Raw genomic sequence first — 21,312 nt, 5'->3', positions numbered from 1 at the left:
GCCATGACCATTGAGACCAAGCGACCGGTCGGGCGCAGGCGGGGACTCGGATCCAGGGGCGGGGGCGCGGTCAACTTCCTCGCGCTCAGCGTCCTAGCCGTGCTGTTCCTCATCCCGTTCTACCTGATCCTGCGCAACGCCCTCTCGACGGACGCCGAGATCACCGCGCCCGGCTGGATGTGGTTCCCGGTCGCGCCGGCGTGGGAGAACATCGAGAAGCTGTTCTCCGACCCGTCGGTGCCGATGGCCCGCGCGCTGCTCAACTCGGCGCTGGTGGCGACCCTGACGACACTCGGGACGCTGTTCCTCTGCGCCACCGCCGGGTACGGGCTCGCCCGCATCCCGTACCGCCACGCGAACAAGGTGTTCTACCTGGTCCTGGCGACGCTGATGATCCCCGGCGCGATCACGTTCGTGCCGAGCTTCGTCATGGTCTCCAGCCTCGGCTGGATCTCGGACCTGCGGGGCCTGATCATCCCGACGCTCTTCAACGGGTTCGTGACGTTCCTGTGCCGCCAGTACTTCCTCAGCTTCCCGCGGGAGCTGGAGGAGGCGGCGCGGGTCGACGGTCTGGGGTACTGGGGTTCGTTCTGGCGCATCGTGATCCCCAACTCCGGGAACTTCCTGGCCGCGATCGCCGTCATCACCTTCGTGGGGTCCTGGAACTCGTTCCTGTGGCCGTTGGTGATCGGGCGGTCCCCGGAGTCGTGGACGGTGCAGGTGGCGCTGTCGACCTTCCTGACCGCGCAGACGGTGAGCCTCTCGCAGCTGTTCCTGGCCGCGCTCGTGGCGATGCTGCCCCTTTTGTTCGTCTTCCTGTTCCTACAGCGGTTCCTGGTGCAGGGCGTGGCGCAAACCGGGCTGAAAGGCTGACGGCAAGCGTCGCCCTCGTTCCTAACGCGACGATCATGACTGCTAATGTGAGCTGCACTTCGGTCAGCGAGCCCAACCGGCTACGGGTCCCGCCCGCAGTCGTGCGCTTCGACCGCGCCCGTCCCCTTTGTACAAGGAGTCATCCCCAGTGGAAGAACTGAAGATTCGGTCCCCGTTCGGCGTGTGGATCCTCACCCTCGTCAGCTTCGGCATCTACGGCCTGTTCTGGTACGCCAAGACCGCCACCCAGATCAAGGCCGTCAACCCGAACAACCCGGGTAACGTCAGCGGGTCCAGCCTCGTGGTGTGGATGCTGTTCGGCTTCATCACGCTGTACATCGTGCCGATCATCAACTGGTTCAAGCTGTGCGCCTCGATCAAGGCCGAGCAGCAGGCCGCCGGTCTCGCCCCGACCTTCAACACCGGCGTGGCCACCCTGCTGTGCTTCGTCGCCGGCACCAACCTCTGCTACATCCAGGCCCAGCAGAACCTCGTGGTGAACGCTGTCAAGGCCCGCCAGGGCGTCCCCGCCTAAGACGCCCTCCCCGACGTTCCACGACGCGGAGGCGAAGCCCCCGGCCGCATGCGGCCGGGGGCTTCGTGGTGCGTGACGCGTGATATGCCACTGCCCCGCCGCGGCGGCACCCGGACGGCCCGCGACCGGCTAACCTTGCCGCTGTGGATCTGACCGAATACGTGCCCGTCGTCCCCGACTTCCCCGAACCGGGGGTCGGCTTCCGCGACATCACGCCGCTCCTCGCCGCACCGGACGCCTTCCGCGTCTCGGTCGACCGGCTCCTGGAGGCCTGCGCGGCCCACCCGTACGACACGATCGCCGCGTTCGACGCCCGCGGGTTCCTGTGGGCCGCCCCGCTCGCCGACCGCACCGGCACCCCGCTCGTCCCGATCCGCAAGGCCGGCAAGCTCCCGCGCGCCGCCGCCGTCGAGACCTACCGCGGCGAGTACGCCGAAGTCCGCGTCGAGATGCACGCCGACGCCGTCCGCGAAGGCGACCGCGTCCTCCTCGTCGACGACGTCATCGCCACCGGCGAGTCCATGGCCGCCGGAGTGCGCCTCGTCGAAGGCCTCGGCGGCTCCGTCGCGGCCTGCGCCGCCCTCCTCGAGATCGCCTCCCTCTCCGGACGCGACCGCCTTGAGGGCTACCCGGTGATCTCGCTCCTCGGCAAGCTCTGACCCCGCCGACCGAACCCGAGGCCTCCTCGCCCGCGCAGCGGATGTCGTACCCACATGCCAGGGTGGACCCGGGGGGCCCGCGATACGGGTAGTACGTGACATATCACATGGCACAGCAGCAACGGCGCGTGACCGCACACCGGTCACGCGCCGCCGCGGTATGCAGCTGAAATGCTCAGCCCACGAGCTTCGCCAGGTTCGCCGGATCGGCCAGCGCCGAACCCATGCCGATGACCGAGGCCCCGGCCTGGAGGTACCGGTCGATCTCGTCGGGGCCGACGCCGCCGGTCGCCACGAACTTCATCTCCGGGAACGGCCCGTGCATCGCCTTGAACCAGTCCGGGCCGAGCGTCGAGGCCGGGAAGACCTTCACCCACGTGCAGCCCAGGTCCCGCGCGAGACCCACCTCGCTGGCCGTCGCCACACCAGGCAGGTGCGGCAGCCCGGCCGCGTGCGAGACCTCCAGCACCGCCGGGTTCAGGCCCGGCGCGATCGTGTAGGCCGCGCCCGCCGCGGCAGCCCGCTCCACGTGCCCGGCCGAGACCACGGTGCCCGCGCCGACGGCACGCCCGCCCGGGGCGGCGGCCTTCACCGCGGCGGCCAGCGCCTCCTCCTGGCCGGGCTTCCCGATCGGGACCTCGACCAGGTCGAACCCGGCCTCCCACACCCGCTCGGAGAGCGCGACGGTCTCCTCGGCGGGCAGGCCCCGCCAGATAGCCATGACGCGCTGCCCGGCGAAGAGTCGGTCGAAGTACTCGCCTTGATCAAAGGTCACTGGTCCTCCAGGATGGCTCGGACGGTCTCGGGTGGCGGCGGGGGCGCGAGGTCCCCGACGGTCTGGAGGGCCCCGGCGGCGAGCCGGTGGCCCAGGCGCATCGACGCCTCCAGCGAGGCGTCCTGCAAGCGGCCGTACAGGAATCCGGCGGCGAACGCGTCGCCCGCGCCGACCGGCTCGACGACCTCGACCGGCTCGGCGGGGGAGTACCGGCTCTCACCGCCTTCGAACGCGGTCACGCCGTTCCCGCCGTCCTTGACGACGAGCACGCCCGCGCCCGGCAGGAGGTCCCGCACGTCCTCGGCGGTGTCGACGCCCCACAGCGTCTGCGCCTCGTCGAGCCCGACGAACGCGATGTCGGCCGCGTCGGCCAATCGCCTGAGCGCGGGTCCGGCCTCGCTCACGGGCCACAGCGCGGGCCGGTAGTTCACGTCGAAGCTCACCAGCGCGGGCGCCAGCGCCCGTTTCACGAGGAGTTCGTCGACGAGCGCGGCGCACGTGTCCGACAGGACCGGGGTGATGCCCGACAGGTGCAGCAGGCGCGGCGCCGCGACGCCGTCGAGGTACCCCGGGCCCATGGTCGAGGCGGCCGAGCCGCGCCGGTAGTAGTGGACCCGGGTGCCTTGCGGCCCAGGGTCTTTGAAGTAGACGCCGGTGGGCCGGTCGGGATCGGTCCGGACGTGGCGGCAGTCGACGCCGGCGTCGTCGAGGACGTCGCGGACGCGCTGGCCGAGGGGGTCGTCGCCGATCTTGCCGCACCAGGCGGCGTCGGCGCCGAGCCGGGCGAGGGCGACGGCGACGTTCGATTCGGCTCCGGCGACGCCCATGTGGAGGTCGACGGCGCCGCGGAGGGGTTCGGCGGCGGCTGGGGCGAGGACGATCATCGACTCGCCCAGGCACAGGACGTCCATGCGGCTCCGTTCGTGTCCGCCCGCGCGTGCGGGGCCGGTGGGGGTGGCTTCAGCCTACCGACCGGAAAACGCATACAGAAACGGGGCGGCGGCGGGTCGCGTCCCGCTCGCGGCGTCCCGGTCCGCGTAGACTTGTGACACAGGCCTCTCACCTTGGAGCCGGAGATGACCGACCTGCGTCTGGTGAAGCTCTTCGCATGGACGATCGGGGTGCTCATCCTGTTGTGGATGCTCACTGAATGCCTCGGCGGCGCGAACGAGACCGACCCCGGCTACCAGGACCTCGACCGCGACACGGAGCAGTTCGCCGCCGACTGCCAGAACGCGTGGCAGGCCCTCGACCTGGCCGTCAGCGCCGACGGCGGCAGCGTGGACGCCGTCGTCGACCAGCTCGACGCGCTCGGGACCGAGATCGAGGACCCCAACCTGAAGGCCCTCACGGCGGGCTTCGCGCAGCAGGCGCAGGAGATCGTGGCGGACGCGCCCCCGGACGACCCCGAGGCCCTCCAGGACGCCCAGGCGGCGTTCCGCGACGACGCCGCCCTCGATCTGGCGATGCGCTGCCCGCTGCGCTGAACCCGTCCGCAACCTGGACACAGGTATTGACAGTGTTCGAAATTACCGCTAACTTCTACACGTTTGAACATCCTTCCGGCCGAAGGATGTCCAGTGGACCTCAATGTGGAGGGACGCGGCACGGCGCGCGAGCGACCGGCCCGTCGCGGCCCCCGCGCGGACTTTGCTCTGGGGTTGACGGGGCGGGACCGCCCGAAGGCGCCCGGGCCGCGTGATCGCGGCTCCAGGCGGCGACGAGCGGTCCCGCCCCGTTCCCTTACCTGCGGCCGACCGGTCCGATAGGGCGGGCCGCGTCAGCGCAAGCGTTCGTCTGCATGCGCACACCGCCGAACGGCCGGGCCAGCCCCGAGCTGCGGTTTCGCCCGTTGCCAGGCGTCGCCCGCGGACCGCGCGTTTGGGTTCGGGGCCGCGCTTGTGGCAAAATGGCACGTCTGCCGTTGACCCGTAGGAGCCTCGTTGCCACCCAGCGAATTGCACGCCACCTTCCTGCCCGACCACGCCTCCCCGGCCGACGGGCGGCTGCTCTTCTTCGGCGGCGCGCACCCGGGGGCCGCGGTGGCCGAGCTCGGGCTCCCGCCCGGTGACCCGGTGGACGCCGAGCTGTACCTGGACGGCGAGCTCCACGAAGTCGAGGGCGTGGCCATGCCGGTGCGGCCGGTCCTGCCCGCGCTCACGCGCATCGCCTCCCGCCCTGACATCACCGAGTCGGTCGCGATCTGGGCGCGCATCGCGAACGCGGTGGACGACGACAAGTTCGACGACCTCGACCGCATCGCCGGGGAGCTGCCCGCCGAGGGGCACGCCGTGCCGCACTCCGAAGGGCACGTGTGGACCGCGAAGGCCCTGGTCGGCGCGTTCGTCGAGTCCTTCACCGAGCTGCTGCGCTCGGACTCGGGCCTGAACCTGCGGCTCATCACCGCCCAGCACTCCGACCCCGGCGAGGTCCGCGTCAACGCCGACCTGCGCAAGTACCAGGCCCACGGCATCGCGTGGCTCGAGGCCGCGGCCGAAGGCGGCGCGGGCGTCATCCTCGCCGACGACATGGGCCTGGGCAAGACCCTCCAGTCGATCGGGCTGCTCGTGCGCCGCGCCGGGAACGCCCCGCACCTGGTGGTCTGCCCGACCTCGCTGGTCGGCAACTGGCAGCGGGAGATCGCCCGCTTCGCGTCCCAGCTGTCGGTGCACCTGCACCACGGGCCGGCCCGCACCAAGGACCGCGGGCCGCTCACCGAGGCCGACGTCGTCGTCACCTCCTACTCGATCGCGCTGCGCGACATCAAGCTGCTGCGCCAGATCGCGTTCGACACGATCGTCATCGACGAGGCCCAGGCCATCAAGAACCACCGGTCCCGCACCGCCGGGGCCGTCCGCGACCTCACCGGCCGCGTCCGCGTCGCCCTCACCGGCACGCCCGTCGAGAACCACCTCTCGGAGCTGTGGTCGATCTCCGAGTTCGTCAACCCCGGGCTCCTCGGCGGCCAGACCGACTTCAAACGCCGCTTCGCCGACCCCATCGAGATCGGCCGCGACCCCGTCTCCGCGGCCACGCTGCGCGCCCGCATCGACCCGGTCGTGCTGCGCCGCATGAAGGAAGACGTCGCCGCCGACCTGCCGCCGAAGATCGAGGCGGTCGTCGCCTGCACCATGACCGACGAGCAGGCCGGGCTGTACAAGGAGGCCATCCGCGAGGCCTTCGACGAGGGCCTGGGCGACGGCATCACCCGCCGCGGCCGCGTCCTCAAGCTCCTGACCCGCCTCAAGCAGATCTGCAACCACCCCGCCCAGTACGTCGGGGAGGGCGACGGCGGGCTCGCCGAACGCTCCGGGAAGCTCGACCGGGTCACCGAGATGCTCGCCGAAGTCGTCGACGAGGGCGACAAGACCCTCATCTTCACCCAGTACCGGCAGATGGGGGAGCTCCTGTCCCGCCATCTCCACGCCGAGCTCGGCGTCGCCGCGCCGTTCCTGCACGGCGGCCTCGACCAGCCCGCCCGCGACCGCCTCGTCGAGGAGTTCCAGACCGGCGAAGGCCCCGCGATCCTCCTCGTGTCCCTGCGCGCGGGCGGCACCGGCCTCAACCTCACCGGCGCCTCCCACGTCGTCCACTACGACCGCTGGTGGAACCCGGCCGTCGAGGACCAGGCGACCGACCGGGCGCACCGCATCGGCCAGACCCGCACCGTGCACGTCCACAAGCTCGTCACCGCCGGGTCCCTCGAAGAACGCGTCGACGAGCTCCTGCAGCGCAAGCGCGCCATCGCCGACGCCGTCGTCGGCAACGGCGAGGACTGGCTGGGCGACCTCGACGACTCCCAGCTGCGCAAGCTCATCGAACTCGACGACGCCGGAGGCCACCTGTGAGCGACCCGTACGGACGAACCTGGTGGGGCCGCAAGTGGTGGCGCGCCCTGGAGACCATCGGCCTGAACTACCCCGACCAGCGCATCGTCAAGGGCCGCGCCCTCGCCGGGCACGGCGCCGTCACCGGCATGTCGATCGAACCGGGCGTCGTCTCCGGCCGCGTCGCCGACACCACCGGGACGTTCGACACCGAGATCCGCATCCCCGTCTACAACGCGTCCGCGTGGGCCGCCGGGATGACCGCGCTGTCCCTCTCGCCCTCGTGCGTGGCCGGGCTGCTCGCCGGGCGCCTGCCCAAGCGGATCGACGACGTCCTCGCCGAGACCGGGATGCGCCTGCTGCCCAAGAAGTTCGTCACCGAGGACCACAACCGCATCACCGCGAGCTGCCCGTGCGCCGACGGGCGTGAGGTGTGCGCCCACATCATGGCGCTCGCGCTCGTCAGCGCCGCCAAGATGGACGACGACCCGTGGCTCGTCCTCCTCCTGCGCGGCGGCCCCACCCGCGACCTCGCCGGACGCCTGCGCGCGGCCCGGCTCGCCAGCATGGACGCCGCCCAGCCCGTCTGAGCCTGCATACGCCGAAGCCGGTCCGCGAACGCGGACCGGCTTTCGACGTACGTGGCCTAGCTCCTCGAGGACTGGATGTGCTCGGTGATCCAGGCGTCGAGCCGAGTGAGGTCCGAGCAGGTCTCGATCTCCTCACGACGCTCGGCTCCCACCTGGCCCTCCGCTTCGAGCATGCGAAGGAGGATCGCTCTCGACTGGCGGAGCGCGCCCTCGTCGCGGCCCTTCGCGAGCAGCTCCTCGGTGTACTCCGAGTGGTAGAGACGGGCTTCGGTCTTCATCAGTGCCTCCAGCAAGGTCGCAGGCTCCTTGGCCAAAGTGGTGAGCAGGAATTTCGCGTAATCGGCTGCTCGCCCTGGCTCGATGGTACCGAGCCAGCGGTCGAGCGTCGAGACGAACAGTTCGACGGGGATGTCCTTCGGCTGCCGACGCATGACCGCGGCCGCGACCGCAGCGGCCGCGTTCGGCGGCGCCTCATCGGATCCGAGGTCCGGCATGTTGCCCGGGCCCACCGTCGCGACCGCGACCGCGCTGCCCGGACCCATCGCGATCCCGCGGCGGAACCGCCGGGCGAGCGAGTCGGAGCGGCAGAGCATGAGCAGCACGACCGGAATCCGGTGGTCGTCGAAGGCGCGCGCCATGTACCCCGGCAGCCGGAAGTACTTGTCCTCGCTCCATTCGTTCTGCACCTCGCAGATCACGATCATCTCGGTGCCGTCGCCGAACCCGAGCCGGACGACGCCGTCGGCCCGCCGCTCGGTCGGCCCCGGCGAGCCGACCGCGCACGAGCGGGTCGCGGCGGTGACCGTCTTCGCGCCCCTCGGCCCACCCGCCAGCGCCAGCAGCCACGGCACCGACCTCGGGTCGTCCTGGATCAGCTTCACGAGGATCTCGTGGAACTCTCCTGGCATTGGTTCCTCTTTCCATTTCGGGGGACTCACCCGAAAGAACGAGGAACAAACCGGATAGACGCGGCACTGTCAGATAGCTGACACTATGCGCGGGAAGGAGACCAGACGAGGTCGGCTCGACCGGCACCGGTCAGCCCAGCGTCACCGACATGCCCGAACCGTTGGGCGACACCGAGACCGCGAGCATGTCCTGGATACGCGGCAGGCCCTCGGCCTCCTCGCCCTTGTAGTCGCCAACCACCACCGCGGCCGCCCCAGCGGCCCTCGCCGACGCCAGGCCCGCAGGCGCGTCCTCGAACACCACCGCCTCCTCCGCATCGAACCCGAGCGCCTTGGCCGCCAGCATGTACGGCTGCGGATGCGGCTTCCCCTTCGTCACGTCGTCCGCCGCCACGAGGATCTTCGGCAGCGGAATCCCCACGGCCGCAAGCCGACGCACCGTCAACGCCCGCGTCGCCGACGTCACCACCGCCCACCGGTCCCGGTCCAGGCCGCTCAGCAGCGCCGCCGCCCCCGGGATCTCGCTGATCCCGTCCGTCCGGTCGATCTCCTCCGCCTCGATCCGGTCGGTCTCCGCCACCACATCCACACCGTGCGGCGCGAACTCCGCGACCACCTCGATCGTCGGACGCCCGTGCGCCACCGCCAGAATCGCCGAAGCCTCCAGGCCGTGCCGGGCCGCGAACCGCCCCCACGCCCGCTCCACCGACGCCGTCGAATCGACCAGCGTTCCGTCCATGTCGAACAGCAGCACCGAAGCCGTCAGCACCGAATCGCCCATACGTACCCTCCTCGAGTCGTCAGCCCTGGACGCTACCAACGGAACATGACGGCCACGCTAACTCTCACGAAGGATTCGAACATCCCGCCGTGAGCCCTGCGCCGCACCGGATAACGGTTGCGCGAACCCGGCCGCTCACCTACCGTCGACACCGTGCCAGCACTCATCCTCCCCACCGCCCGCCTCGGCGCGTCCTACGCCGAAGCCGTCGACGAGTTCATCGCCGAAGGACGCGGCGGACCCGACGACAGCTCGCTCCTCAGCGACCTCCTCCGCGAGGCCGGCCGCCCCGACGGCACCGAGCAGTGGACCGAACGCGTCCTCGACTTCGAACGCCGCCTCACCACCGACCCGCCCGCCTGGTTCGTACCCGCCACCACCTACTGGTGGGCCGAAGGCGACACGTTCCTCGGCCGCATCAACCTCCGCCACCGCCTCAACGACAAGCTCCGCGAATTCGGCGGCCACATCGGCTACGACGTCAGGCCCACCGCCCGCAGGCGCGGCCACGCCACCGCCATGCTCGCCGCCGTCCTGCCCCACGCCGCAGCCGGCGGCATCGACAAGGCGCTCATCACCTGCGACGTCGAGAACACCGGCTCCCGCAAGGTCATCGAAGCCAACGGCGGGGTACTCGAGGACGAACGCGGCGGCAAACTCCGGTTCCGGGTGCCCACCGCGACATAGCGACACAAGCTGACACAGGTTGGGGGACAAGGTGGGACTCAAACGCGTCGACTACGACCGCACACAGCACGCCGGATACGCGAAGGGACGCAGGCTTCTCCCGTCGAGCCGCCGCACCTGGCTCAGGGCCTTCCGCGAACACGCCGGGCCGCGCCGCATCGCCACCGTCCTCGACGTCGGCTCCGGCACGGGCCGGTTCACGCCCGCGCTGGCCGACGAATTCGGGGCGGACGTGATCGGCGTCGAACCGTCGGCGCGGATGCGGGAGGTCGCCCACGTCGAGTCCTCGCACCCGCTCGTCTCGTACGTGCCCGGCCACGCGGCGGACCTGCCGCTCGACGACGCGAGCGCCGACCTCGCGCTGATGTTCCTCGTGTGGCACCACGTGCCCGACCGGCCCGCGGCAGCGCGGGAGCTGGCGCGGGTCCTCGCGCCGGGGTCGCGGCTGCTCCTGGCGACCACGCTCTCGGACCGCCTCAAGGACCTGCTGCTCTACCGGTACTTCCCGCGCACGCGCGAGATCGACGCCGAGGTGTTCCCTTCCCTGGACGAGACCGTCGCGGTGTTCGCCGAGGCCGGGTTCGCGCACGCGGGGCTCACCGAGGTCCACCACCGCTCCGCCGACAGCCTCGCCGAGTACGCGGGCAGGCAGCGGATGCGGGCCCTGTCGGTCTACGAGCACCTCACCGACGAGGAGTACCGGGACGGTCTCGCCGCGCTGGAAGCCGATGCGGTCGCCGAGACGAAGCCGCACCCCGTCGAGTCCGAATGCGACCTCCTGGCGTTCACCCGAACCTGAATTGCCGCAGGCCGTCGACGGCACGGCTAGCGCGTGACATGGCACAGGGGACTGATAGGAGGGGCGGCGAGCCCAGCGGGAATCACATGGCATGTGACATAGCACTGCCGCTCACCCTGCGGTCGACCTTCGGGCTGTAGCGCATGACATGTGACATGCCACCGCCCGGCCGATCGGGTCTCAGTTCCCGTCAGGACTCACGAGCCCGGTGTTGTAGGCGAAGATGACCGCCTGCACCCGGTCGCGCGCGCCGATCTTCGCGAGGATGCGGCCCACATGGGTCTTCACCGTCGACTCGGCCAGGTGGAACCGCTCGGCGATCTCGGTGTTGTTCCAGCCCCGGCCGATCGCCGTCAGCACCTCCCGCTCCCGCTCCGTCAGCACCTCGAGCTGAGCGGCCGTCGCGGGGGACTCGCCCTCGCCGTCCACAGGGAACTGGTCGGCGAAACGGTCGAGGAGCCGGCGCGTCAGCTTCGGCGCGACCACCGCGTCCCCCGCGGCCACCACGCGGATGCCCGCGAGCAGCTCCTCCGGCTGCGCGTCCTTCACCAGGAACCCGCTCGCGCCCGCCCGCAACGCCGCGTACGCGTACTCGTCGAGGTCGAACGTGGTCAACACGAGCACACGGCTGCGCCCGCCCGCCGCGATGATCCGCCGCGTCGCCTCGATCCCGTCCACGCCCGGCATGCGCACGTCCATGAGCACCACGTCCGGGCCCAGATCGGTCGCCCGCCGCACCGCGTCGGCCCCGTTGTCGGCCTCCCCGAGCACCACGAGATCCGGCTGGCTCTCCACCAGCATCCGAAACCCCATGCGCTGCAAAGGATGATCGTCCACGATCAGCAACGTAGTCACCGGTGCTCCTCTCCGTCCCGGGGCAGCCACAAGGCGACCCGCCAGCCGCCGAGCGCCTCAGGCCCGGCGACCATCGTGCCGCCGAACGCCGCCGCCCGCTCCGACAAGCCTGCCAGACCACGGGCCGTACCGGCCTCGTCCACCCGGTTCCCCGAGTTCTGCACCGTCACGAACAGCCCCGTGTCCCGGTACTCCAGAACGACCTTCGCGCGCTTCACGCCCCGGGCGTGCTTGAACACGTTCGTCAACGACTCCTGGACCGTCCGGTACACCGCCAGCTGCTGGTTCTCCGACAGCGCCAGCGGCTCGCCCGTCACCGTCACCGTCACCGGCAGCCCCGCCTCCCGCACCCGCTCGATGAGCGCGTCCAGCTCGGCCAGCCCCGGCTGCGGCGCCAGCTCGAGATCCTCGCCCTCCTCGGCCTTCAGCACCGACAGGACCCGCCGCAGCTCGCCCAGCGCCTCCCGGCTCGTCCGCCCGATCGCCTCCAAGGCCTCCTTCGCCTTCTCGGGCGCGGCCGTCGCCGCGTACGCGCCGCCGTCCGCGAGCGCGTTGATCACCGCCAGGTTGTGACCGATGATGTCGTGCATCTCCCGTGCGATCCGGTTGCGCTCCTCCGAAACCGCCTGCTGCGCCGCCTGGTCCCGCTCCGAATGCTGGAACTCCCGCCGCGTGCGCATGAGCATGCCGATCGCCACGATGAAACCGAAGTACAGCGCCGTCGGCGCGAAGTACCCCAGGAAGCCCATCACCGACAGGTCCTCGTTGACGACCCAGTCGACCAGCGACGGCACCAGCGAGACCACGCCCGCCCACCACAGCAGCTTGAGCGGGCGCCGCACCACCAGGTTGTAGAGCACGAACGTGAACGCCACCGCCGCGGCCGCGCCCACGAACCCCGCGTTCTCGTCGCTGGTGATCCCCAGCGGGATCATGATCCCCAGCGGCACGCACTGGCTCAAGAGGACCGCGAACGGGTACCGGCGCCGCCAGATCGTCGGCACCATGAACATCAGCACCAGGACGAACTGCAGCAACGGCCGCTTCGGCTCGAACTCGCCCACGGCGGCGAACAGCACCCCGCCGCAGGCGGGGAACACGAACAGGAAGATCGGGAACAGATTCCACAGCAGCGGATGCCGGGAGTCGAACTCCAGCATCCGCTGCCACATCCCGCGTTTGCGGGGAACATTCACGGCCTCGGCCACGAACACATGCTCACACGTCGCGGCGCTTGAGCAGCACGCCCGCCAGCCCGTATGTGACCACGAGCCAGACGCCCATCCACAGCCACGACTCGCCGACCGACAGGCTCGCCCCCGCCGGGTCGACCATCAGGAGCGTGTTGGGCACGTTGCCCGGCGCGTACGGCGTCACGTCGCTCACCCAGTTCCACGGCAGCAGCGTCGCCAACTGCGGCAGGATCATGATCACGCCGATGTAGAACCCGATCGACCCGGCCGAGTTGCGCAGGATCGAACCGATGCCCAGCGCCAGGAGCGCCAGGTACACGATCATCGCCGCGTAACCGAGCAGCGCCCGCAGCACGCCCTCGTCGCCCAGCGACACCCCGCCGAGCTCCGTGCCCGAGAAGATCGCCTGCGTCATGAAGAACGTCAGGAACACCATGGCGCCGAACAGGACCGCGACCACGGCCCCGTAGACGGCCGCCTTCGCCCACAGCACCGACAGGCGCTTCGGCGCGGCCGACATCGTCGAGCGGATCGACCCGGTCGAGTACTCGCCGGTCACCGTCAGGATCCCCAGCACCGCCACGAACACCGACGCGAGCGAGATACCCGCCATCGAGAAGTCGATCGCCGCCCCGGCACCGCCGATCGCCTGGTCGCTCGGCACGCTCGACGCGATCAGCGCGCCCAGCCCGGCGCTGAACACGACCGCGCACAGCAGCACGATCCAGGTCGAGCGCAGCGACCACAGCTTCGTCCACTCCGAACGGAGCAGGCCCGCAGCGGAGAGCTTGTACTGCGCCGGCGGCGTGTAGGCCGCAGGGCGGTCGGTCATCACAGCGGCGGTCATCGGTTCGCCCCTTCACTGGTCTGGCGGTACTCGACCGCGTCGGCGGTCAACTGCATGAACGCGTCCTCAAGGGACCCTCGGTCGGTGCGCAGCTCGTGCAGCACCAGGCCGTGCGCGGCCGCGGTCTGGCCGACGACGGCGGCCTCGGTCCCCGTCACCTCCAGGACCCCGCGCTCCGGGCTCGCCACGGAGATCCCGGGCCCGGCCAGGTGCTCGGCCAGTCGCGCCGCGTCAGGCGAGACCACCCGCACGCGCGCCTGGCCGTTGCCGGACACGAACGCGTCCACCGTCGTGTCGGCCAAGAGCTTGCCCTGCCCGATCACGACCAGGTGCTCGGCGGTCTGCGCCAGCTCGCTCATCAAGTGCGAGGACAGGAACACCGTCCGGCCCTCGGAAGCGAGGCCCTTGAGCAGCAGGCGGATCCACTTCACGCCGTCCGGGTCGAGGCCGTTGACCGGCTCGTCCAGGATCAGCACGGCCGGGTCGCCGAGGAGCGCCACGGCGATGCCCAGGCGCTGGCCCATGCCCAGGCTGAAGCCGCCGACGCGCTTGCCGGCGACCTCGTGGAGGCCGACGAGGTCGATGACCTCGGTGACGCGGCGCTTGGGGATGCCGTGGGTGCGGGCCAGGGCCAGGAGGTGCTTGTAGGCGCTGCGTCCGGCGTGGACGGACTTGGCCTCCAGGAGCGCGCCCACCTCGGTGAGGGGGGAGCGGAACTCCGAGTAGTGCTTCCCGTTGACCCGGGCGAGTCCGCTCGTCGGGGAGTCCAGGCCCACGATGGCGCGCATCGTGGTGGACTTCCCGGCGCCGTTGGGGCCGAGGAATCCGGTGACGACGCCGGGTTTGACGGCGAACGTCAGATCGTCCACGGCCGTCTTCTTGCCGTAGCGCTTCGTCAAGTGCTCGATCTCGATCATGCCCAGAACGCTACGGCTCGCGAAGGGCCGCTTCATCCGTTTCAAGAGCGAACTTCAGGGACATGAGTGGTACCCGGGTACTACTACTTCGAGCCGTATGCCCGGCGTGCGCCGCCTGGAATCCGGCGATAGCACGTCACGTGTCACATATTACCGGTACGGAACACCCCCGGGAATACCCTGACATACGGGTACGACAGCGACCGGGGCCGCACGCGGGTCCGGCGGATCAGGGGCGGTTCGTCATTTCGCTTCGGAGTAGCTGTCGACCACCTTGGGGCGCAGCGGGATACGCACCGGCATGTCGCCGAAGAGGGTCTTCGTGGCGGCGTCGGCGGCCTGTTCGATGACGGTGCTGACGGTCGCGGCGTGCTCGGCCGGGCAGTGGACCACGACCTCGTCGTGGAGGAAGAACACGAGTTCGCCGAGGCCGCGTTCGTGGAGTTCTCTCCGGAGCAGCGCGAGCAGGACCAGGGCCCACTCGGCGGCGGTGCCCTGCACGATGAAGTTCCGGGTGAAGCGCCCGCGGCCGGTCGCGGCCCGGGTGCCGTCCTCGGAGTTGAGGGTCTGCCACCAGCGCTCGCCCGGGGCCGGGACGGTCCGGCCGAGCCAGGTGCGGACCAGGCCGCCCTTCTCGCCGATGCGCGCCGCCGACTCGACCCGCCCGAACGCCGCCGGAAACCGGTCGCGCATGAGCTGGACGAGCTGCGCCGCGTCGCCCGCGGTGCCGCCGTACATCGCCGAGATGAGCGCGATCTTCGCCTTCGACCGCTCCCCGCCCAGGCGCGGCGCCAGCTCGGTGTACAGGTCGTCGGCGGCCGTAGCGGCGATCATCGCCTGGTCGCCGCTGATCGCCGCGAGCAGCCGCGGCTCCAGCTGCGCGGCGTCGGCCGCGACGAGCTTCCAGCCCGGCTCGGCCCGGATCGCCTCCCGCACGGCGTGGGGGAGCTGCAGGGCACCGCCGCCGTCGGTGCCCCAACGACCGGTGTCGGCCCCGCCGACCATGTAGACCGGCCGGAACCGGCCCCGGTCGGCCAGTGCGGGGTCGACCGCGTTTCCCGGCGAACCGGCCGCCGAGACCCACGTGTCGGCCCAGTTCCAGCCGAACGCCGTCCACACGCGGGCGTGCTCGCGGTAGGCCTTGAGCGCCTCGACCGCCGGATGGTCGACGGACGACAGCTCCCACGAGTGCGTGTTCTTCACATCGAGCCCGGCCGCGTGGAACGCAGCCAGGACCTGCTTCGTCGAGTCGGGGTTGAGCTGGTGCCCGAACGCGTCCACCACCTTGTCCGCCAAAGCCTGGAGCTTTCTGGGGCGCATGCCCTTGGTGGGGCGCGGCCCAAGCAGGTCGCGCAGGAGCCGGTCGTGCACGCCGCGGTCGAAGGGCACGCCGGTGCGGCCCATCTCGGCGGCCACCAGCGCCCCGGCGGACTCCGCCGCGAGCAGCGTCCCCAGGCCGGGGATGCCCGCGGCGGTCGTGCGGCGGCGCTGGTCGAGCCAGGTCGCCTGGAGCCGGACGAGGACCGCGGGCCCGTCGACCGGTTCGGGTTCGCGTTCGAAGAGGGTCCCGGCGTCGGGGTCGGACTCGGCCGCGACCGCCGGAGGCTCGCGCCCTTCGACGCGGGAGAGGATCCGCTCGGAGAGCCGCAGGTCCCGGCAGCGGTCGAGGCGGGCTCCGGCTTCCAGCAGGGGCGGGTAGTCGTGCGCGGTGTCGGCCAGGACCCAGCGGGGCGCCTCCGGGCGGCTTCGCGAGAACTCCGCCGGGATGCTCGTCTCGGGACGGCTGCCGCGATGGTCGGCGTCGCCCGCGGAGCCGGCGCGGCCTGCGATGTCGCCTGCACCGGCCGCGCGCCTCGCTTCCGTCTCGATCGCGGTCACCGCGGCCGCGAGGTCCGGATGGTAGGCGACCGTGCCGCCGGGGAGGGGCATCGTCCACCCCTCCCCGCCGCGACCGTGCACGAGTGCGACCTCCATGCTCCAAGTGGACCATGCGCCACCGACATTCCGGCCCGATCCATTCCGTGCCGGAACGCTGGTTCCCTCCCAGGACCTGAGCGGGGACACGCGCCGACCGCGAATCAGACTCGCGTACCAGCGGGGCCGGAACCTGTCATACCCGCATGTCAGGGTGTATACGGGGGTGTGGTGATCGGGTAATGCGTGACATGTCACATGGCACCGTCTTCGGCGACGACGCGCAACCGCGAGAGGAATGTAGACATATTTCGCGTCCTCGCGGGTAACCGGACCGCATGGCACTCATACTCTGGATCCTCGCGGTCCTTCTCGTCATCTACGGCATCTTCATGATCTTCCGGGGCCAAGTGCTCTTGGGCATCGTGGTGATCATCGTCGGCCTGCTGGTCGGCCCCGGCGGCGTCAGCGTCTTCACATAGCCGCGCCGCGGGCGGCGGCGGCACCCGGTATGCGCCGCCGCTGCGCGGCAGCGCCCGTTGACCGACACGACGGTGCGTCGGCCGTGCCGCGCCCGAGCGCCGAAGCGGCACTCGGGCCCGGGTTACGCGGACTCGCGCACCACCAGTTCCGTGGGGAGGATCGTCAGCGGTTCGACCTCGCGACCCTCCAAGAGCCGCAGCATGGTCCGGGCCATGCTGCGGCCGATCTCTGCGATGGGCTGCCGCACCGTCGTCAGCGGCGGATCGCAGTACGTCGCCAGCGCGATGTCGTCGAACCCGACGACCGCCACGTCCCCGGGGACGCTCCGCCCCGCCTCCCGCAGCGCCTGCAGCGCGCCGTGCGCCATGAGGTCCGACGCCACGAACACCGCGTCCAGGTCGGGCTCGTCCGCCAGGAGCTGCCGCATCGCCGCGTGCCCCGACTCGGCCGTGAAGTCGCCGACCGCGACGATCGCGCGCCGGTCGGCCGCAGCGAGCGCCTGCCGGTACCCGTCCAGGCGCGCCCGCCCGGCCACCATGTCCTGCGGGCCCGCCACTGTGGCGATCCGCCTGCGGCCCTTGGCGAGCAGGAATTCCACCGCGGCCTGCACGCCGCCGAGGTGGTCGACGTCGATGCACGGCGCGGCCAGGTGCGGCAGCCCGTTGCAGACCACCGGCACGCCGCGCCGCAGCATCAGCTCGGGCAGCAGGTCCGCGTCGTGCAGCGAGGCGAACATGACGCCGTCGACGTGCCCGCCGACCGCGTACCGCTCCGCGCGCGACCGCGCCTCCGCCGAACCTGTCGTCAGCAGGACCAGCAGCTTCCCGGCTGCGTCGAGCTCGGCGGCCACGCCGCGGATGACGCTCGGGAAGAACTGGTCGTCCGAGAACACCCGGTTCGGCGACTCGGGCAGGATGAGCGCCACCGAATCGGTCCGGTGGGTCACCAGCGACCGGGCGGCGGCGTGCGGCACGTACCCGAGCTCGGCGGCCGCCGCCTCGACGGCCAGCCGCAGGTCCTCGGCGACCGTGGTCTGCCCGTTGACGACCCGCGAGACCGTCGCGCGCGATACGCCCGCCCGCTCGGCGACCTCCTCCAACGTCGGCCGACCCGTGCGGGGGGCCCGCACCGGCCCGCCGCCGGGCACCGCTTCCGCTCGCCGCATGCCTTCCGCCTCCGTACGTCTCAGCCTTTGACCGCGCCCTGCATGATCCCGCTGATCATGTACTTGCCCAAGAGCGCGAACACCGCCAGCAGAGGAAGCGTAGCCAGCATCGTCCCGGTCAGCACCAACGACTGGTCGGTGACGTACCCGCCGCTGAGGGTCGACAGCGCTACCTGCACGGTCTGCCGCTCCGGGCTGGAGAGCACGATCAGCGGCCAGAAGTAGTCGTTCCAGGAGGTCAGGAACGTGAGCACGCCGAGGACGACGGCCGCCGGTCGCGCGGCGGGCATGACGATCTGCCAGAAGATCCGGAACGTCGAGGCGCCGTCCATCCTGGCCGACTCGATGAGCGACCCCGGCATCGCGCCCCGGAGGTACTGGGTCATGAAGAACACGCCGAACGCGCTCACCAGGCCCGGCGCGATGACGGCCCACAGCGTGTCCGTCCACTCAAGCTCGATCATGAGCATGAACAGCGGGATCACGCCCAGCTGCACCGGCACCATCATCGTCGCGACCACCGCGAGGAGCAGCGCCTTGGCGCCCTTGAACTCGAGCTTCGCGAACGCGAACCCGGCGAGGGTCGAGAAGAACACCACCGACGCTGTCACCGTGCCGCTCACGAGGACCGAGTTCCACAGTGCCGTGCCGAACGGCACCGTCGCGAAGACCCGCTCGACGTTCGCGACGAGGTTGGCCCCGGGCAGGACCGGCGGCGGGACCTGCGCGAGCGCCGAGTTGTCGCGCGAGGCGACCACGAAGCTGTAGTACAGCGGGAAGCCCGAGAAGAACAGCACCGCGACCAGCGTGAGGTACGCGAGGCGGCCGGGCTGTTCGCGCAGCGCCCGCATCCGGGCCCGGGCCCGATGGGCCGGCCGGCCCGGCAAGGCATTGCGGCCGGCCCATCGGGAGTCGGTGTCGCCCCCGGCGGGTGCGGGCGGGGCGGCGAGGTCGGGGCGGGTCATGAGTCGCTCCTGATGCGGCGGATGAACAGGTAGTTGAGGAGGGCGACGAGGACGATGACGAGGAACATCGTCCAGGCGACCGCGGAGGCGTAGCCGAACTCGAAGCCGCGGTTGAAGCCGTGCTCGTACAGGTAGAGCGTGAGGGTCTGGAACTGCCGGGACGCGCCGCCGGTGACGCCGTTGGGCCCGCCGCCGCCGAACAGCTGCGGCTCGGCGAAGATCTGCAGCCCGTAGATCGTCGAGACGATCACGGTGAACACGATCGTGGGGCGGATCATCGGGACGGTGACGTGGAACAGCTGCTGCATCCGCGACGCGCCGTCGAGGTGGGCGGCCTCGTAGACCTCGCGGGGGACGGCCTGCATCGCGGCGAGGTAGATCAGCGCGTTGTAGCCGGTCCACTTCCACGCCACCATGACCGCGATGGCGACATGCGACGTGGCGGTCCCGGACTGCCAGTCGACGCGCCCGGCCCCGAGGGATTCGAGGATCCAGTTGACGAGGCCGAAGTCGCGGCCGAACAGCTGGCTGAAGATGACGGCGACTGCCACCACGGAGGCGACGTTCGGCAGGAGCATGCCCATGCGCCAGAACGTCTGCCCGCGCAGCCGCAGGGTCAGCAGGTGCGCCAGGAGGAGCGCGGCCAGCAGCTGCGGGACGGTGGCGAGCAGCAGGATCGAGAGCGTGTTGCCCAGGGCGTTCCAGAAGTACGGGTCGCTCAGCAGCGTCTGGTAGTTGCCCAGGCCGAGGAAGACGTGCTCGTCGGACAGCAGGCTCCACTCGTGGGTGGACACCCATGCGGTGTACGCGAGCGGGAAGAGCCCGAACACGGCGAACAGCGCGAAGAACGGGGCGATGTACAGGTACGGCGAGGCCTTGAGGTCCAGGCGGTAGCGCAGCTGCTGGAACCGGCGGGGTCCGGGCGCGGGGGAGGACCGCCCGGTCGGGCCGGCGGCGGGCTTGGCGGCGATGGTCATCGGGTCGCTTTCGGGTCTGAGGGGGCGGGACCGGGCGGGGACGGGAGGCGTGCCCGTCCGGTCCCGTCCCCTGCGGGGGCTAGAACGATTCGAGGTCGCCGAGGACCTGGCTCCAGGCCTCCTCGGGCGTCTGGCTGCCGTCTTCGATGCGGCCGAGGCCCTGGCCGATCGTCGCGAGCACATCGCCCTGGAGCGGACCCTGGTACTGCGGCTGCACCGCTTGCGCTGCGGCGGTGAAGATCTGGCCGACGGGCGCGTCGTTGAAGTACGTCTTCGTCATGCCGGTGAGCGCCGCGTCCTCGTACAGCTCCGGTGTGGACGGGAAGTTCCCGGTCGACTCGAACACCTTCAGCTGCTGCTCGGGAGCGGTGAGCCACTCGATGAACTCGTACGCCTCCTCGGGGTGGTCGCCCTGGGCGGGCAGCACCAGGTGCGAGCCGCCCATGTTCCCGGCGCCGCCGGGGACGGTGGCGATGTCCCACAGCCCGGCCGAGTCGGGGGCGTTCGTCTCGATGTAGGAGGTCATCCACGCGGGGCAGATGATGGTCGCGAAGGTGCCCTCGTTGAACCCGGCGTTCCACTCGGGGGTCCAGGCCTGGAGCCGGTTCGACATGCCCGCCTCGATGGCCTCGACCGTGAGGTCCCAGGCGTCGCCGATGGCGGGGTTGGACTCGACGACGAGGTTGTCCTCGCGGTCGTAGACGCCCTCGTCGGCCTGTTCGACCATGGCGCGGAACATGTTCCCCGAGGACTCGAAGAAGTAGTCCCCGCCCGTCGCCTCCGAGTACTGGCGGCCCACGGCCACGTAGTCCTCCCAGGACCCGGCCCACAGGGCAGAAACCTCGTCACGCTCGACGGGGAGGCCCGCCGCTTCGAACAGGTCGCGGCGGTAGCACATGGCCATGCCACCGACGTCGGTGCCGAGGCCGATCAGGGACTCGCCGTCCTTGGAGAGGGCCTGCTGCCACTTCCAGTCCAGCCATTGGCCTTCGAGGTCGGCGGCGCCGAGGTCGAGCAGGTTGTGGAAGCGGTCGGGCTGGGCCGTGTACTGGGAGATGTAGCCGACCTCGACCGCCTCGATGTCGGCGGAGCCCGACCCGGTGGCGAGGTGGGTGGTCAGATTCGTGTGGTGGTCGGCGAACTCGGCGATGCGCTCCTCGAACTCGATCTCGGGGTGCAGCTTCGAGTACTCCTCGTAGAGGGGCCCGAAGCCGAAGTCGCCGAACAGGCCGACGCTGAGGGTGATCTTGCCGCCGTCGTCCCCGCCGCCGGAGCATGCGGCGGTCAGCGCGAGCGCCGCGGCGGCGGCCGCCGCCATGGCGGCGCGGATCGGTCTGGTCTTCATCGGTGGTTCTCCACTGTGTTCTCTGGGTGGTGAGGGATCCGCCGCCCCGCAACGGTTGCGGGGTACGGGTGGCCCGACCGCCGCCGTAGCGGCCGGTCCGGTCTCGCACCGGGATCGAGAGAGCGCTCTCTGACCCGGATCGCGGGCCCCGGAGCGAAGCAGTTCGCCTCGGGGCCCAGCGCATTCGCGCCGCACAGCGCCTACCGGCACTGGTGCG

General features: G+C 70.9%; 22 protein-coding genes. 9 read left to right on the top strand and 13 right to left on the bottom strand.

What is annotated here, in order from left to right; all coding sequences use genetic code 11:
- Window positions 1-3 precede the first annotated feature (3 nt).
- The 3 genes from ACGGCP_RS20505 to ACGGCP_RS20495 all read left to right on the top strand — a co-directional run bounded on the left by ACGGCP_RS20505 (window position 4) and on the right by ACGGCP_RS20495 (window position 2,067).
- Complete coding sequence (locus tag ACGGCP_RS20505; RefSeq protein ID WP_392968390.1) at window positions 4-873, top strand: carbohydrate ABC transporter permease; 870 nt, start codon at window positions 4-6, stop codon at window positions 871-873.
- Between the two features lie 148 nt (window positions 874-1,021).
- A complete protein-coding gene (locus ACGGCP_RS20500) occupies window positions 1,022-1,408 on the top strand; it encodes a DUF4234 domain-containing protein (RefSeq protein ID WP_270109989.1) in 387 nt (128 codons plus the stop codon).
- A gap of 143 nt (window positions 1,409-1,551) precedes the next feature.
- On the top strand, window positions 1,552-2,067 hold the full coding sequence (locus tag ACGGCP_RS20495) for an adenine phosphoribosyltransferase (protein ID WP_392968388.1): 516 nt from the start codon (window positions 1,552-1,554) through the stop codon (window positions 2,065-2,067).
- A 175-nt stretch (window positions 2,068-2,242) separates the two neighbouring features.
- On the opposite strand, the gene ACGGCP_RS20490 is transcribed toward ACGGCP_RS20495, so the two are convergent.
- Entirely contained in the window at window positions 2,243-2,842 is a 600-nt protein-coding gene (locus tag ACGGCP_RS20490) for a bifunctional 4-hydroxy-2-oxoglutarate aldolase/2-dehydro-3-deoxy-phosphogluconate aldolase (RefSeq protein WP_392968386.1), read from the bottom strand.
- Window positions 2,839-3,753 carry a sugar kinase gene (locus ACGGCP_RS20485; protein WP_392968384.1) on the bottom strand — a complete coding sequence of 305 codons (915 nt, stop codon included), beginning with the start codon at window positions 3,751-3,753 and terminating at the stop codon, window positions 2,839-2,841. Before ACGGCP_RS20485 ends, ACGGCP_RS20490 begins: the two co-directional genes overlap by 4 nt.
- 165 nt (window positions 3,754-3,918) lie before the next feature.
- Here ACGGCP_RS20485 and ACGGCP_RS20480 point away from each other — a divergent pair, with 165 nt between their 5' ends.
- The 3 genes from ACGGCP_RS20480 to ACGGCP_RS20470 all read left to right on the top strand — a co-directional run bounded on the left by ACGGCP_RS20480 (window position 3,919) and on the right by ACGGCP_RS20470 (window position 7,259).
- On the top strand, window positions 3,919-4,329 hold the full coding sequence (locus ACGGCP_RS20480) for a hypothetical protein (RefSeq protein ID WP_392968382.1): 411 nt from the start codon (window positions 3,919-3,921) through the stop codon (window positions 4,327-4,329).
- Between the two features lie 456 nt (window positions 4,330-4,785).
- On the top strand, window positions 4,786-6,690 hold the full coding sequence (locus tag ACGGCP_RS20475; RefSeq protein WP_392968380.1) for a DEAD/DEAH box helicase: 1,905 nt from the start codon (window positions 4,786-4,788) through the stop codon (window positions 6,688-6,690).
- Window positions 6,687-7,259, top strand: coding sequence for a hypothetical protein (locus tag ACGGCP_RS20470; RefSeq protein WP_392968378.1), 573 nt, complete (start codon window positions 6,687-6,689; stop codon window positions 7,257-7,259). The genes ACGGCP_RS20475 and ACGGCP_RS20470 overlap by 4 nt, the downstream gene beginning before the upstream one ends.
- 56 nt (window positions 7,260-7,315) lie before the next feature.
- Here the strand turns inward: ACGGCP_RS20470 and ACGGCP_RS20465 are convergent, their stop codons facing one another.
- Together ACGGCP_RS20465 and ACGGCP_RS20460 are read right to left on the bottom strand one after the other, a co-directional pair.
- Window positions 7,316-8,167, bottom strand: coding sequence for a hypothetical protein (locus tag ACGGCP_RS20465; protein ID WP_392968376.1), 852 nt, complete (start codon window positions 8,165-8,167; stop codon window positions 7,316-7,318).
- Between the two features lie 130 nt (window positions 8,168-8,297).
- Complete coding sequence (locus ACGGCP_RS20460; protein ID WP_392968374.1) at window positions 8,298-8,948, bottom strand: HAD-IA family hydrolase; 651 nt, start codon at window positions 8,946-8,948, stop codon at window positions 8,298-8,300.
- 153 nt (window positions 8,949-9,101) lie between these two features.
- Between ACGGCP_RS20460 and ACGGCP_RS20455 the strand changes: the two genes are divergently transcribed.
- Together ACGGCP_RS20455 and ACGGCP_RS20450 are read left to right on the top strand one after the other, a co-directional pair.
- A complete protein-coding gene (locus ACGGCP_RS20455) occupies window positions 9,102-9,635 on the top strand; it encodes a GNAT family N-acetyltransferase (protein WP_392968372.1) in 534 nt (177 codons plus the stop codon).
- A gap of 31 nt (window positions 9,636-9,666) precedes the next feature.
- Window positions 9,667-10,434, top strand: a complete 768-nt coding sequence (locus ACGGCP_RS20450; protein WP_392968370.1) for a class I SAM-dependent methyltransferase — start codon at window positions 9,667-9,669, stop codon at window positions 10,432-10,434.
- Between the two features lie 180 nt (window positions 10,435-10,614).
- Here the strand turns inward: ACGGCP_RS20450 and ACGGCP_RS20445 are convergent, their stop codons facing one another.
- The 5 genes from ACGGCP_RS20445 to ACGGCP_RS20425 all read right to left on the bottom strand — a co-directional run bounded on the left by ACGGCP_RS20445 (window position 10,615) and on the right by ACGGCP_RS20425 (window position 16,220).
- Complete coding sequence (locus ACGGCP_RS20445; RefSeq protein ID WP_392968369.1) at window positions 10,615-11,289, bottom strand: response regulator; 675 nt, start codon at window positions 11,287-11,289, stop codon at window positions 10,615-10,617.
- Window positions 11,286-12,497 (bottom strand): sensor histidine kinase, encoded by a 1,212-nt coding sequence (locus ACGGCP_RS20440; RefSeq protein ID WP_392968367.1) that lies wholly within the window; start codon window positions 12,495-12,497, stop codon window positions 11,286-11,288. The genes ACGGCP_RS20445 and ACGGCP_RS20440 overlap by 4 nt, the downstream gene beginning before the upstream one ends.
- Before the next feature lie 10 nt (window positions 12,498-12,507).
- Entirely contained in the window at window positions 12,508-13,329 is an 822-nt protein-coding gene (locus ACGGCP_RS20435; RefSeq protein WP_392968365.1) for an ABC transporter permease subunit, read from the bottom strand.
- Window positions 13,326-14,246 carry an ABC transporter ATP-binding protein gene (locus tag ACGGCP_RS20430; RefSeq protein WP_392968363.1) on the bottom strand — a complete coding sequence of 307 codons (921 nt, stop codon included), beginning with the start codon at window positions 14,244-14,246 and terminating at the stop codon, window positions 13,326-13,328. The genes ACGGCP_RS20435 and ACGGCP_RS20430 overlap by 4 nt, the downstream gene beginning before the upstream one ends.
- A 243-nt stretch (window positions 14,247-14,489) precedes the next feature.
- On the bottom strand, window positions 14,490-16,220 hold the full coding sequence (locus ACGGCP_RS20425) for a bifunctional 3'-5' exonuclease/DNA polymerase (protein ID WP_392968361.1): 1,731 nt from the start codon (window positions 16,218-16,220) through the stop codon (window positions 14,490-14,492).
- 278 nt (window positions 16,221-16,498) lie between these two features.
- Between ACGGCP_RS20425 and ACGGCP_RS20420 the strand changes: the two genes are divergently transcribed.
- Complete coding sequence (locus tag ACGGCP_RS20420; protein WP_270110005.1) at window positions 16,499-16,642, top strand: GPGG-motif small membrane protein; 144 nt, start codon at window positions 16,499-16,501, stop codon at window positions 16,640-16,642.
- A 122-nt stretch (window positions 16,643-16,764) separates the two neighbouring features.
- Here the strand turns inward: ACGGCP_RS20420 and ACGGCP_RS20415 are convergent, their stop codons facing one another.
- The 4 genes from ACGGCP_RS20415 to ACGGCP_RS20400 all read right to left on the bottom strand — a co-directional run bounded on the left by ACGGCP_RS20415 (window position 16,765) and on the right by ACGGCP_RS20400 (window position 21,095).
- Window positions 16,765-17,808: a LacI family DNA-binding transcriptional regulator gene (locus ACGGCP_RS20415; protein WP_392968359.1), complete on the bottom strand. Its 1,044-nt coding sequence runs from the start codon at window positions 17,806-17,808 to the stop codon at window positions 16,765-16,767.
- A 20-nt stretch (window positions 17,809-17,828) separates the two neighbouring features.
- On the bottom strand, window positions 17,829-18,773 hold the full coding sequence (locus ACGGCP_RS20410; protein ID WP_392968357.1) for a carbohydrate ABC transporter permease: 945 nt from the start codon (window positions 18,771-18,773) through the stop codon (window positions 17,829-17,831).
- The gene (locus ACGGCP_RS20405) at window positions 18,770-19,750 is read right to left on the bottom strand and encodes a carbohydrate ABC transporter permease (RefSeq protein ID WP_392968355.1); all 981 of its coding nucleotides are present in this window, start codon (window positions 19,748-19,750) and stop codon (window positions 18,770-18,772) included. The genes ACGGCP_RS20410 and ACGGCP_RS20405 overlap by 4 nt, the downstream gene beginning before the upstream one ends.
- Before the next feature lie 79 nt (window positions 19,751-19,829).
- Window positions 19,830-21,095, bottom strand: a complete 1,266-nt coding sequence (locus ACGGCP_RS20400) for an extracellular solute-binding protein (RefSeq protein ID WP_392968353.1) — start codon at window positions 21,093-21,095, stop codon at window positions 19,830-19,832.
- Window positions 21,096-21,312 lie beyond the last annotated feature (217 nt).

The organism is Glycomyces sp. NPDC048151 (assembly GCF_043202775.1).
Classification (GTDB): domain Bacteria; phylum Actinomycetota; class Actinomycetes; order Mycobacteriales; family Micromonosporaceae; genus Glycomyces.
The sequence above is the reverse complement of the archived record's forward strand: the minus strand, read 5'-3'. Positions and strand labels throughout refer to the sequence as shown.